The organism is Bacillota bacterium (assembly GCA_013178415.1).
In the GTDB taxonomy this organism is placed as follows: domain Bacteria; phylum Bacillota; class SHA-98; order Ch115; family Ch115; genus Ch115.
Genome location: JABLXA010000002.1, coordinates 243197 through 256488, shown reverse-complemented (window position 1 = coordinate 256488; position 13292 = coordinate 243197). Strand labels below are relative to the sequence as shown.

14 protein-coding genes are annotated in these 13292 nt (G+C 53.1%); all 14 read left to right on the top strand.

Going from position 1 to position 13292, the window contains the following annotated elements; all coding sequences use genetic code 11:
* Positions 1 to 13: 13 nt before the first annotated feature.
* The 14 genes from HPY52_02575 to HPY52_02510 all read left to right on the top strand — a co-directional run bounded on the left by HPY52_02575 (position 14) and on the right by HPY52_02510 (position 13261).
* On the top strand, positions 14 to 364 hold the full coding sequence (locus HPY52_02575) for a hypothetical protein (protein NPV79152.1): 351 nt from the start codon (positions 14 to 16) through the stop codon (positions 362 to 364).
* Entirely contained in the window at positions 361 to 825 is a 465-nt protein-coding gene (locus tag HPY52_02570) for an anti-sigma regulatory factor (protein ID NPV79151.1), read from the top strand. The genes HPY52_02575 and HPY52_02570 overlap by 4 nt, the downstream gene beginning before the upstream one ends.
* 20 nt (positions 826 to 845) lie before the next feature.
* Positions 846 to 2249: a 4Fe-4S dicluster domain-containing protein gene (locus HPY52_02565; protein NPV79150.1), complete on the top strand. Its 1404-nt coding sequence runs from the start codon at positions 846 to 848 to the stop codon at positions 2247 to 2249.
* Between the two features lie 43 nt (positions 2250 to 2292).
* Positions 2293 to 2643, top strand: coding sequence for a serine kinase (locus tag HPY52_02560; protein ID NPV79149.1), 351 nt, complete (start codon positions 2293 to 2295; stop codon positions 2641 to 2643).
* A gap of 14 nt (positions 2644 to 2657) precedes the next feature.
* Positions 2658 to 3404, top strand: a complete 747-nt coding sequence (locus HPY52_02555) for a PHP domain-containing protein (protein NPV79148.1) — start codon at positions 2658 to 2660, stop codon at positions 3402 to 3404.
* On the top strand, positions 3397 to 4002 hold the full coding sequence (locus HPY52_02550) for a sensor histidine kinase (GenBank protein ID NPV79147.1): 606 nt from the start codon (positions 3397 to 3399) through the stop codon (positions 4000 to 4002). The genes HPY52_02555 and HPY52_02550 overlap by 8 nt, the downstream gene beginning before the upstream one ends.
* Positions 3986 to 4420, top strand: coding sequence for a SoxR reducing system RseC family protein (locus HPY52_02545; GenBank protein ID NPV79146.1), 435 nt, complete (start codon positions 3986 to 3988; stop codon positions 4418 to 4420). The genes HPY52_02550 and HPY52_02545 overlap by 17 nt, the downstream gene beginning before the upstream one ends.
* 277 nt (positions 4421 to 4697) lie before the next feature.
* Positions 4698 to 5012 (top strand): (2Fe-2S) ferredoxin domain-containing protein, encoded by a 315-nt coding sequence (locus tag HPY52_02540; GenBank protein ID NPV79145.1) that lies wholly within the window; start codon positions 4698 to 4700, stop codon positions 5010 to 5012.
* A gap of 128 nt (positions 5013 to 5140) precedes the next feature.
* Entirely contained in the window at positions 5141 to 5635 is a 495-nt protein-coding gene (gene nuoE / locus HPY52_02535; GenBank protein ID NPV79144.1) for an NADH-quinone oxidoreductase subunit NuoE, read from the top strand.
* Positions 5636 to 5736: 101 nt separating this feature from the next.
* The gene (gene nuoF, locus HPY52_02530) at positions 5737 to 7356 is read left to right on the top strand and encodes an NADH-quinone oxidoreductase subunit NuoF (GenBank protein ID NPV79143.1); all 1620 of its coding nucleotides are present in this window, start codon (positions 5737 to 5739) and stop codon (positions 7354 to 7356) included.
* A 52-nt stretch (positions 7357 to 7408) separates the two neighbouring features.
* Positions 7409 to 9163: a 4Fe-4S binding protein gene (locus tag HPY52_02525; GenBank protein ID NPV79142.1), complete on the top strand. Its 1755-nt coding sequence runs from the start codon at positions 7409 to 7411 to the stop codon at positions 9161 to 9163.
* A gap of 142 nt (positions 9164 to 9305) precedes the next feature.
* Entirely contained in the window at positions 9306 to 10166 is an 861-nt protein-coding gene (locus tag HPY52_02520) for a sulfide/dihydroorotate dehydrogenase-like FAD/NAD-binding protein (GenBank protein ID NPV79141.1), read from the top strand.
* Positions 10151 to 11563 carry an NADPH-dependent glutamate synthase gene (gltA, locus tag HPY52_02515; GenBank protein NPV79140.1) on the top strand — a complete coding sequence of 471 codons (1413 nt, stop codon included), beginning with the start codon at positions 10151 to 10153 and terminating at the stop codon, positions 11561 to 11563. The genes HPY52_02520 and gltA overlap by 16 nt, the downstream gene beginning before the upstream one ends.
* Before the next feature lie 24 nt (positions 11564 to 11587).
* Complete coding sequence (locus HPY52_02510) at positions 11588 to 13261, top strand: formate--tetrahydrofolate ligase (GenBank protein NPV79139.1); 1674 nt, start codon at positions 11588 to 11590, stop codon at positions 13259 to 13261.
* Positions 13262 to 13292: the final 31 nt, after the last annotated feature.

Here is a 13292-nt window from a genome sequence, read left to right as displayed (position 1 = left end):
GGTGGTGAGAGCTGTGACTCTCCTGGAGGTTAAGAATATCCTAAATGCAGAGGTCCTGACCTGTGAGGGGGATTTGGCTTCTATAGACGTGCCACGCGGTTGCGGGTGCGATCTGCTCAGCGATGTACTAGCCTTTGCTGAGCGAAAGACCATGCTCCTTACCGGGCTTACAAATCCTCAGGTGATTCGCACTGCAGAGATGAACGATCTGGTAGCTGTGGTATTCGTTAGAGGGAAAAGGCCGCCCGATGAGGTCATCGAAATGGCTAAGGAGCGAGGGATTCCTCTCTTGAGAACGAACTACCCGCTGTTTGAATCATGCGGTCTTCTGTTCAAGGCTGGCCTTCATGGACATTGCGCATGACGGGTTTGTCTTCAGGGGGGAGGATACTGGATACTTGCCGGCAGCCACTGTTGGAATTGTCTTATAAGGTGCAGGGCGGTGATTTCGCGTCCGGGGGCGAGGCTGCGACCAGGATGAAACGCGCCCTGAAACAGATAGGCATAGACCCGGATATCACGAGAAGGGCTGCCATCGTTGCATATGAGGCAGAGATGAATATAATAATCCATGCTGTCGCGGGCAATCTCATGCTTAGGGTGACCCCCGACCAGATAGAGATAATCGCCAGGGATGAAGGTCCCGGGATCAGGGATATAAACCTCGCTATGCAGGAAGGATATTCTACTGCCTCTGAACAAATCAGGGAGATGGGGTTCGGGGCAGGGATGGGTTTGCCGAATATGAAGAAGTTCTCCGATGAGCTCTTGATCGAGTCTGAGGTAGGGAAGGGGACCGAGGTTATAGCCCGTATCCATTATTGAGGCACACGGAGGATTCTGTCATGCCTTCGCGGTTTCACTCGGTTTATCTCATAGAGGAGAAGTGCCGGGGATGCACAAACTGCATAAAGAGATGCCCTACCGAGGCTATTCGCGTCCGGGAGGGGAAGGCCCGGATAAATGCTGACAGGTGCACCGATTGCGGCGAGTGCGTCAGGACCTGCGACAACCACGCGAAAGCGACAATCACGGATAACCTTGATTCTATCAGAGGTTTCAAATATTCTATTGCAATGCCTGCTCCATCCTTCTATTCTCAATTCTACGAGATTGGCAAAGATAAAGATCATATACCGGAGAAGATCCTGGGCGCTCTTCTGCGGATGGGCTTTGATGATGTGTTTGATGTAGCTCGGGCAGCGGACATAATGTCATATGTCACGAGGGTCTATGTGAAGGAGCATCCTGGGGGGCGACCTTTTATCTCCCCTGCATGCCCCGCTGTTGTGAGGCTGATCCAGGTAAGATTCCCGAGCCTTCTCGACCGGATCGTTCCGGTGGATGCACCGGCCAGGGCAGCGGGAAAATTAGCGCGGAAAAAAGCTGTAGCTGAGCTACATCTTGCCCCGGAGGATGTCGGAACATTCTTCATTACTCCTTGCCCTGCCAAAATGACCTGGGTCAGGGATCTTTTGAGCATCGGAATAAATGACATAAGCGGCGCCATCGCTGCAAGTGCCATTTATTCTGAGATCAAAAGGAATTCGGATTATATGAACAATCCTGGTATCCAATATACATCAGCCTCATCTTTCGGCCTTGGATGGGGGAGTTCCGGCGGAGAGAATCGGGCGGTAGCCCTTAAGAATTCTCTTGTTGTTGACGGGATTCACAATGTGATAGCGGTGCTGGAGGAGATGGAGCTCGGGAAGTTGGACAGGCTTGACTTTATCGAGGCGCAGGCCTGCGTTGGTGGATGCGTCGGCGGAGCTCTCATGGTCCGTAATCCTTTTTTGGGGCGGGTGGCTCTGGAGCAGCTGGCCTCGAGCGTTGGACGCAAAGATGATAGGCCGTATGGGGGAGATGAAACGAAGGATAACGGCGGATATCTTCATGATGATTATTTCCCTCTGCCTGAGACGGTTGGGAGGGAGATACACGAACTCTACCGGCAAGGGTATTTCAATGGAGCGCCTTTAGTGCCTCAGCCCGCATTCAAATTGGATGAGGATTTGGCGAGAGCCATCGCGAAGATGGAGCGCATGGAGCAGGTCCTTGAGAGCTTGCCAGGGTTGGACTGCGGCTCCTGCGGGTCCCCGAATTGTCGTGCCCTGGCCGAAGATATCGTGCAGGGACTTGCAGTGGAAACGGACTGCGTATTCAAGCTGCGTGAACAAATCAAAGCTCTGGCGGAAGAGCTTTTTCATTTGGCTCAAAAGGACCCTTCCGCTATTGGCAAGAAATAGCGCAGGAAATGGCCATTTTGCGTTTCTGAACGGGGGAGTGGTTGTGACAGTAAATGAGGTGATCAAGGCCCTCGACCTTGAAGTGGCAGCTGGTAGGTCGGGGTTGGGGCGGGAAATCAAATGGGGCTACGCGTCGGATCTCTTGAGCGATGTGATGGCTCATGCTCTTGAGGGCACCATCTGGGTCACGAGCCAGGCTCATCAGAATGTTGTGGCTGTGGCTCTCGTGATAGATGCCGCATGCGTGGTGATAACAGAAGGAATCAAACCCGCAAGTGATACTATAAAGAGAGCGGAATCTGAGGGCATTCCCGTTCTTCTCTCTGATCTTTCCACATTTGAGGTGGTGGGGAGGCTCTATCAGCTTGGGATAAGGGGCGGCCAGAGAAGCTAGCGGCCGGGGAAACGATGAGTGCGGGATATTCTCCTATTACTGCAGATCTCCACATCCATACAGCGCTGTCACCTTGCGCAGAGGATGAGATGACGCCGGCCAGGATCGTCGAGGCCGCCATAAGCAGGAGATTGGGCTGTATAGCCATAACAGATCATAATTCCGCTGAAAATGTATCAGCTGTGATGGCTGCAGGCGTGGCGAGGGGACTATGGGTGATTCCTGGCATGGAGGTCCAAACGATCGAGGAAGTGCATATCTTGGGTCTTTTTCATGATTTGTGGGATGTCCTGGCTTTTCAGAATGTCATATATTCAGCTCTCCCCCCTGACCGCAATTGCGAGGAATTCTTCGGACAGCAGCTGCTGTTGGACGACCATGATACCATTGTTGGAAAGTGCGACCGATTGCTCCTGGCTTCCACCGGCCTTTCGTTTGAGGGGGTCTGTGACGTCATTTCGGAATATGGGGGAATCGCCATCCCGTCCCACATTGACAGGCCAGCATTCAGTGTGATAAGGACTCTCGGTTTCATTCCCCCGGAGGCGCGAGTCTTTGCCGTCGAGGTATCCCCCCGAACGTCTGTAAAAGAGGCCACTCAGAAATTTCCGGAGATAGCGCGGTTCCCCATCGTTATATCGTCAGATGCTCACAGGCTGGTCGACATCGGCCGCGGTTTCACGACTCTTGAGATCAGGGAGCGTTCTCTTGAGGGCTTAAAAGAGGCTCTCATCAGAGAGAGGGGACATTCTCTTGCGTGAGCTGTCCTTGCATGTGCTGGACATCGCCCAAAATTCGCTGGAGGCAGGGGCGACATACATCGAGGTGACCGTCCATGAAGACCGCATATCAGACAGGTTGACGATAACCATCAAAGACAATGGCCGGGGCATGCCTCCAGATCTCCTTGTGAAGGTCAAGAATCCTTTTGTAACCACGCGACAGACCCGCAAAGTAGGATTGGGCTTGTCCCTTCTTGCTGCAGCGTGTGAGGCTTCGGATGGGCGCCTAGATATCTCGTCCGGGTTGGGGGCTGGCACAGTTGTCGTCGCTACCTTCAGGCTCAGTCACATTGATAGGGCGCCACTTGGTGACATGGCTTCCACCATTGTGGCGCTATTGGCGTGCAACCCCGGACTAAGGGTAAGATACGAGCATATACTTGTGGCGTCGCCTGGCAGGTCGGGATGTGCAGGCGATGAATACCGGAAGTTCATCTTCGATTCAGATGCGCTTGTCAGGCTACTTGAGAATGTGCCTGTGTCGAACCCGAGAGTTCTGTGCGCTGTAAGGGAAATGATAGAAGAGGGGATTGCTCACATGTATCAGGAGGAACATCAAGATGCAGGAAATGGGTAGGGTTGTCAAGGTTGATGGAAATATCGCGCTGGTTGAGATAGAACGCAGGACGGCTTGCGGGAGATGTCAGCTTTGTGAGGTTGGAAGAAGGGGGGCAAGCTCCATCGAGGCATACAATGCAGCGCGGGCATCTGTTGGCGATATAGTGACGGTGGAGATGGAAGGAAGGAATGTTCTAGCTGCTGCCTTCATTGCATATATGGTGCCTCTCATCTTCATGTTTGTCGGTTTCTTCGTGGGAGACGCCATCGCCCCTTTCGCAGGTCTTGAAGCAAATTCACAGACTTTATCTGCGGTCTTGGGAGTTGTGTTCCTTGTCGGATCATATGGCATAGTGCATCTATATGATAAAGCCATTTCCCGGAGAGGGACCAAGCCTAGAGTGGTTGAGATCATTAACGCAAATTCGGGAGCATGACGGATCCCCAAAACTTGCGAGAAATCCTTGAAACTGGCGATATATCGTGATATTATTTCTTCAGGCGTGCCACGTGCGGTTTTTTGCCGAAGTTCGTAACAAAAGGAACGAATTCTAGGGCTTGGATGGTTTTGGATGGCAAGCTATTGATCTGAAATCTCGCACCAGGCAGTATACGGCGTCTCAGGCGTAAATCGTGGGGATTGGAGAAAGCGGGAGGTGCTCTGAAGTGAAGTCGCTAGAGGAGTTAGAACGTATCAAAAAAGAAGCACAAGCAATGACTAGATTAAGGGAGGGGAAAGAGACAGTAAAGATCGTAGTCGGAATGGGGACATGTGGGATAGCCGCAGGTGCCCGCGAGACTCTTGCCGCGATCCTGGATGAACTGGCCAAGAGGAATCTCCAGGACGTAGTCGTGACCCAAACCGGCTGCATCGGGCTGTGCGAACAGGAACCAATAATAGATATCATCAGGGTTGGTCAACCCAAGGTTACATATGGTCGTGTAACAGGGGAAAGGGCTCGCCAGATCATAGCAAACCATGTGGTAAACGGGCGTATCATCGGTGAGTGGGTGATTTCTACCCCATAGATCAGCGGTCTTATTCCTTTGTCTTAATCTTCCCATGAGACGACTAATCATTGATCTATCCCGGATACGCCTGAGAGAGCCTTCTGCCGGCCGGTTCTATGCAATCACGTGCAAAGGAGGAGTCTGTGATGCAAGGGTCCAAACGGGAGTTTCCCCTGCATGATCAGGGAAGAGATGATGAACATATCTTCATGGCTCTGGAAAGATACCGGGGCGCGCCTGATGCCCTCATTCCCGCTCTTTATGATGTCCAAAGAGAATATGGCTACATTTCGGAATCCGCCGCCGCCGCAATAGCGGAGATCCTGGGCATCCCTCTCAGCAAGGTCTATGGAGTGGCCACCTTCTATACCATGTTCCGAGTCAAGCCTGAGGGTGAACACATCATCTGGGTTTGTGAAAGCGCCCCATGCCATGTCCTGGGCGCTATGGATATCCTGAGGACGCTCGAGACAGAGCTAGGAATAAAAATTGGTGAGACGACATCTGACGGGAAGTTTTCTCTGAAGTTCACCAGTTGCCTTGGAACCTGCGGGGTAGCCCCTGCCATCATGATTGACGATGTTGTCTACGGTAACCTCACCCCCGAGAGAGTTCTTCATGTTCTAAGTGAGTATCGGTAATCGCCGGTGCCAGATCGGATATTATGACTGCACAATGAAAACCAGCAGGCTGGTTGCCTGAGTAGAGTCAAGAACGGCATGAACAAAAGGAGGTGCAGAAGTTGAAGTTTTATCGTTCGCATGTCCTGGTTTGTGGAGGCACGCCGTGCGTCTTGGGGGGGTGCAAGGCTGTCAGAGATGCCCTCATTGCGGAGATAGAACGATTCGGCCTGCAGGATGAGATTCGTGTAGTGGAGACTGGTTGCCTCGGTCCCTGCGATATGGGACCCATCATCGTGGTCTATCCTGAGGGCATAACCTATGGGCAAGTCAAAGTGGCGGATGTCCCTCTCATAGTGGAAGAGCACCTTTTCAAGGGACGACCTGTTGAGAACCGGATCATGACTCATGAGGCGCCATCGAAGGGCGTCAGCTCCTTGAAGGAGCCTCCCCATGTAGAGCTACAGAAACGTGTGGTCCTTAGAAACTGTGGTGTGATCGATCCTGATTCAATCGAGGAGTATATTGCGAGGGACGGTTATAGGGCCCTTGCCCAGTGCGTCACACAGATGACTCCTGATGGCGTCCTAGAGGTTGTTAAAAAGTCAGGCCTTCTGGGAAGGGGTGGGGCTGGCTTTCCGACAGGTGTGAAGTGGGGATTTACCGCTCGTGCCGGAAAAGGTCAAAAGTATATAGTCTGCAATGCAGATGAGGGCGAACCGGGCACATTCAAAGATCGTCTCATACTGGAAGGTGATCCCCATAGCATCTTGGAAGGCATGGCAATAGCAGGGTATGCAGTAGGGGCGGACAAAGGTTTCATTTACATAAGAGGAGAATACGCGCTCTCTATCCAGAGGCTGCGAAATGCCGTTGAGCAGGCGAGAAAATACGGGCTTTTGGGCGAAAATCTATTTGGATCTGGTTTCAGATTTGATGTGGAAGTGCGGATCGGCGCCGGGGCATATGTATGTGGTGAGGAAACGGCTCTGATCGAATCGATGGAAGGCGACAGGGGAGAACCAAGGATCAAACCTCCCTATCCTGGCGTTGTGGGCCTATGGGGCAAACCCACGGTGGTCAACAATGTGGAGACTCTGGCCAATGTTCCTCCGATCATCCTTTTCGGCCCTGAATGGTTTCGCAGCATCGGCACTGCCGAATGTCCGGGCACCAAGGTATTCACATTGACAGGAGATATCAATAACAAGGGGCTCATCGAAGTCCCGATGGGCATCACATTGAGGCAGATAATCTACGAAGTCGGCGGGGGAATACCCAGAGGCAGGCAATTCAAAATGGCCCAGACAGGCGGAACATCAGGTGGATGCCTGCCTGAAGCTCTCCTGGATACCCCAATGGATTATGTTTCTTTGGCGAAGGCTGGATCCGCCTTAGGGTCCGGGGCGCTTCTCATAATCGATGACAGCCATCCCATCATTGACATAGCCTGCTGCTTCATGAAATTCTTCAAGCATGAATCATGTGGAAAATGTGCGCCCTGCCGTGAGGGCGTAGACAGGCTCTACGACATCGTGACAAAGATCGCCGAAGGAAAAGGCAGACTTCAAGATCTGGATCTTATACATGAGATCTGTCAGGTTATGCAGGTCACAAGCCTTTGCGGCCTCGGCCAGGCGGCGCCCCTTTCTATCATCACCATGTTGAGACATTATGGCGATGAGATTCGCGACCATATCACCAACAAGAAGGCATGTTTGATAGGAACACATTCGGTCTAGCGGCCCCGGGCTCCCGGGTATTGAGAATCCACAGCAAAAGGGAGTGACGCAAGTGGTCAATTTGACTATAGACGGACAGAAGGTCACCGTCCCTGAGGGGACGACCATCCTTGACGCAGCCAAGACCATTGGCATCGAGATCCCAACCCTGTGCCACCATCCCGACCTGGAGGCACGCGCTGTTTGCAGAATTTGTGTCGTTGAGATCGACGGGCAAAAGCTCCTCCAGCCGTCATGCGCATATCCTGTCTCAGAAGGAATGTCGGTCCGCACCAACACGCCATTGGTAAGGCAAGCCAGGCGGGTGACCCTCGAGCTCTTATTAGCCCGTCATCCACAGGATTGCCTGCAATGTATACGAAATCAGGTGTGCGAGCTCCAGGAGTTGGCTGAGAGATTGCAGATCCGCGAGGTAAGGTTTGAAAGGAAGCTCCGCAGCCTGCCAAAGGACGAATCAACCCCTGCGATCGTCCGGGATCCTAACAAATGCATATTGTGCCGCCGCTGTGTATCCATGTGCCATGATGTCCAGGCGGCAGGGGTTCTATATCCCGTAAATCGTGGAGTTGATACCCTGGTTGTCCCCGCGTATGAATCCGAATTAGATGAAGTGGCATGCGCGCTATGCGGCCAATGTATCCATGCCTGTCCTGTGGGCGCGATCTCCGAACGTGATGACACTGAGAAGGTGTTTCGGGCCCTCAATGACCCCGACATGCACGTGGTAGTGCAGACTGCGCCGGCTATCCGAGTGAGTATTGGCGAAGAAATGGGCCTTCCGGTGGGGACGATCGTGACTGGAAAGCTGGTCAGCGCCTTGCGACGACTTGGATTCGACAGGGTAATGGACACAGATTTCACGGCGGACCTCACCATAATCGAGGAAGGCAACGAACTCCTGAGACGCCTCAAGGGAGGGGGCGTCCTCCCCATGATAACTTCCTGCAGCCCGGGCTGGATCAAATTTGGGGAACACTTCTACCCGGACCTGCTTCCCCACATCTCAACATGCAAATCACCGCAGCAAATGTTCGGGGCTCTGGTGAAGACGTATTATGCCAGGAGGGCAGGGATCGATCCATCCAAGATCTTCTCGGTATCACTTATGCCCTGTACTGCCAAGAAATATGAGGCTGATAGGCCTGAGATGCGCTCGTCCGGGTACAAGGACGTAGATGTGGTCCTCACTAGCAGGGAGCTCGGCAGGATGTTCAGGGAGGCAGGAATTCGATTTGAGGAGCTTCCAGAAGAAGAACACGATGATCCCATGGGCATATCCACCGGAGCGGGTGCTATCTTTGGGGCAACGGGCGGTGTTATGGAAGCTGCCTTGAGAACCGTTTATGAGGTCGCTACTGGCAAAGAGCTGGGTGAGGTCGAATTTCATGCGGTCCGTGGTCTCGAGGGCATAAAGGAGGCCTCTGTAGACCTAGATGGTTTCGAGGTCAAGGTGGCTGTCGCCCACGGCCTTGGAAATGCTAAGAAGATATTGGAATTGTTGAGAAATGGTGACGCTCCATATCATTTCATCGAGATCATGTGCTGCCCTGGGGGGTGTGTTGGCGGCGGCGGGCAGCCCATACCCACCCGTATGGATATTCGCGCCAGGAGAGGAGAGGCCCTGTATCTAGCGGATAGGAGCCTCCCCTACAGGAAGTCCCATGAGAATCCCGCCATAAAGGAAATCTACAGAGAATTCCTTGGGGAACCTCTGGGGGAGATGTCGCATCATCTATTACACACTACCTATACCTCCAGGGGTAAATATCCGAAGCTGTCCAAGACTCAGATTGCAGCCAGAGTGTAGTTCCGCATTATGTCTGATTATGTCTGAATTCCATAATTTGTCGAGAGGAGTGCGTCAGCCTTGTATGGGTTGGTGCACTCCTTGACAATGGGGGGTAAATGTAGGAAGATACGAATGGTGGCCACAGGGGGGATACATGTCGATGTACAGGATTCTAAGCAAGGAAGTCCTTGCTCCTCGGATCAAGTCATTTCAGATCGAAGCTCCAGAGATAGCAAGAAAAGCCCAGCCAGGACATTTCGTCATCGTAAGGTTAGATAAGAAGGGCGAACGCATCCCTCTTACCATTGCTGACCACGATACAGACGCGGGCACGATCGAATTGGTGGTGCAGGAGGTAGGCAGGACGACCGTCCAGATGGGGCTCATGAAGCAGGGGGATTACATCATGGATATCATGGGGCCGCTGGGAATTCCCCTGCACATCGAAAAGGTTGATTGCGTCGTGTTTGTGGCCGGAGGTTTGGGAGTCGCGCCCATATATCCGAAGGCAAAGCGTCACTTTGAAGTCGGAAGCCACGTCATATCCCTTATTGGGGCTCAGAGCCGGGATCTCATCATCATGCGTGATAGGATGGAAAAGGTGAGTCACGAGGTTCGTTACAGCACAGATGATGGAAGTTTCGGCCACCATGGTTTTGTGACAGACATCCTGAAAGAGATCCTCGAACAGAGCACTAAAGTGGATGAAGTAATAGCGGTGGGGCCACTGGTCATGATGAAAGCCGCCGCAATGGTGACCAGGCCGTTTGGGGTGAAGACGATCGTGAGCTTGAATCCCATCATGGTGGACGGGACCGGTATGTGCGGTGGCTGCCGGGTGACAGTTGGAGGTCAGACTAAATTTGCATGTGTAGATGGACCGGCCTTTGACGGTCACCAGGTGGACTTCGACGAGCTCATCGCCCGGCAGAGTCGATTTCTTGAACAAGAGAAAACTGCAATGCAATCTTTCCTGGAGCCTTCTTCTGGACAGGAGGAATGTAGATGCCATCGAGGTTAGTCCGCAATCCAATGCCAAAACAAGATCCGCAAGAACGTATACGCAACTTTTCTGAAGTTGCATTGGGGTATCCGGAGGAATTGGCCAGGCAGGAGGCGGCGAGGTGTATCAAATGCCCCAAGAGGCCTTGTGTCTCTGGTTGCCCCGTGGGAGTAGATATACCTGATTTTATTGAATTAGTCACCAAGGGGAAATACCTGGAAGCCGCGCAGAAGATAAAAGAAAAGAATAGCCTCCCCGCGATCTGCGGCCGGGTTTGCCCTCAGGAGACCCAATGCGAGATCCAGTGCACTCTCGGCAAGAGAGGAGAACCTGTGGCCATTGGCGCCCTTGAACGTTTCGTTGCTGATTATGAGCGTGCCCATGACGACCGAGATCATACGGTGAGTGGAGACCCGCCGGATCTACCGAATGGTGAGATGGTGGCAGTGGTGGGATCGGGACCTGCGGGCCTTACCTGCGCAGCCGACCTTGCAAAGCTGGGTTACAGGGTTACCCTCTTCGAATCTCTTCATGCCCCTGGAGGCGTCTTAAGGTACGGGATACCGGAGTTCAGGCTGCCCAAGGCTATTCTCGATGAGGAGATCTCTTATGTGAAGAGCCTTGGGGTAGAGATCCGGTTAAATGCGCTCATAGGCCAGATTTATTCTATAGATGATCTGTTCAAGATGGGATATAAGGCGATTTTCATCGGCGTCGGCGCCGGACTCCCTCATTTCCTTGGCATTCCCGGCGAAAATCTGAGCGGAGTATATTCAGCCAACGAATTCCTCACCCGCTCAAACCTTATGAAAGCCTACCTCTTCCCCGAGTATGCAACCCCAATCAAAGTGGGGAGGAGAGTGGCAGTGGTGGGGGCGGGGAATGTGGCTATGGATTCGGCCAGGACAGCGCTCAGGCTGGGGGCCGAAGAGGTCACCATCGTCTATAGGCGCTCTCGAAAGGAGATGCCCGCAAGGCATGAGGAGATCATAAATGCTGAAGAAGAAGGCGTGAAATTCGCCCTTCTGACTAATCCCATCCGAGTCATAGGAAATGAGAAAAAGTGGGTAAGCGGGCTTGAATGTATCAAAATGGAATTAGGAGAGCCGGATGAGAGCGGCCGTAGGCGGCCGGTGCCTGTCCCAGGGTCTGAATTCGTGATGGAGATAGATACCATGATATCTGCAATAGGGACTGATCCCAACCCCCTCCTGCCCAAGCTCATCCCTGGGCTCAAGGTCGGGCGCCACGGAAACATCGAGGTGGATCCAGAAACCGGAATGACCAATATTTCAGGTATCTTTGCGGGTGGTGACATCGTAACCGGTTCGGCGACGGTGATTGCTGCCATGGGGGCAGGCAAGGTGGCTGCCAGAGGCATAGACCGGTATCTACGTGGGAGTAAGGAACAGTGATGAATTCCCGGGGGGCTGGTTTGGGTGTTGTCTGATATTGAGATTGCCCATTCTGCGAAATTGAGGCCCATTTTAGACATAGCGCAAGATCTGGGATTATCTCACGAGGATATAGAGCTATATGGAAGGCATAAGGCCAAGGTAGGACTCGGCATCCTGGAGCGTCTCAAGGAAAAACCTTCTGGCAAACTCATTTACACAACGGCCATTACCGCTACTCCTGCGGGCGAAGGGAAGACTTGTACAGCGATTGGGCTCACGCAGGCCCTCGGGAAATTGGGCAAGCGCGCGGCAGTCGCCCTCCGTGAACCATCACTGGGCCCGACCTTCGGGGTCAAGGGTGGAGCCGCGGGCGGCGGTTATTCTCAAGTGGTTCCCATGGAGGATATAAATCTCCATTTTACCGGTGATATACATGCTGTTGGTGCGGCTCACAATCTCCTGGCGGCGATGGTTGACAACCATATCGTGCATGGTAATTCACTGAGGATCGACCCGCTCAAGATAACCATCAGGCGCGTTACAGATATAAACGATCGGGAGCTGCGTCATATTGTGGTGGGTCTGGGCGGCAAAGCCAACGGGTTCCCGCACGAGAGCGGGTTCGATATCACTGCGGCTTCTGAGGTCATGGCGATTCTTTGCCTTTCCCGGTCCATAACAGAGCTCAAGTCCAGATTAAGCCGCATCATTGTCGCATATACGTTTGATGGTGAGCCAGTGACAGCAGGGGACCTGGGCGCGGCGGGAGCCATGGCCGTCATCCTCAAGGATGCCATAAAACCCAATCTAGTCCAGACTCTTGAGGGCCAGCCTGCATTCATTCACGGCGGACCGTTTGCCAATATAGCCCATGGCAACAACAGCATCCTGGCCACCGAGATGGCGCTGAAGCTCGCAGATTATGTGGTGACCGAGGGTGGATTTGCCGCAGACCTGGGTGCGGAGAAATTCTTCGACATCGTGCTACGTTTGACTAATATAAGGCCCAGTTGCGCAGTGGTCGTCGTTTCTGTTCGCGCCCTCCACCATCATGGAGGAGTGGCCAGATCGAAATTGGCTGCGAAGAACATGGAGGCTCTCGAGCGCGGCATGTCCAATCTTGATCGGCATCTCGCGAATCTACGAGGAGAATTCGGAATGCCGTGCGTCGTGGCTGTCAACAGGTTCCCTTCGGACGATGAAGGTGAGCTGCAGTACATTCTAGATCACTGCGACAAACTTGGGGTCAGGGCGGCTATCTCTGAGGTTGTAGCGCGCGGTGGGGAGGGGGGCCTGGACCTGGCCAGGGAAGTACTGGCCGCCATTGAAGAAGAGAAGCCGAATTTCAATTTTCTTTATGACCTGGGGGCCCCCATAAAGGATAAGATCGAGACGGTGGCGCGCAGGATCTATGGAGCGCAAAATGTCGCATATACACCAGAGGCGGAGAAGGCCATCAAGGTCCTATCACAGCAAGGGTTTACAGATCTGCCGGTGTGTATGGCCAAAACCCAGCTTTCTTTTTCTGATGAACCTTCCCTGCGGGGCGCGCCGACCGGATGGACATTGACTGTCAGGGAAGTCAGGATATCGGCCGGGGCTGGTTTCATCGTGGTTCTCTGTGGGAACATGATGACCATGCCAGGGCTGCCTGAACATCCTGCTGCTGAGCGGGTAGATATCGATGATAGCGGAAGGATCACAGGGTTGTTTTAGGATAGGGAATATTGGTCGATGATGGGCGGGT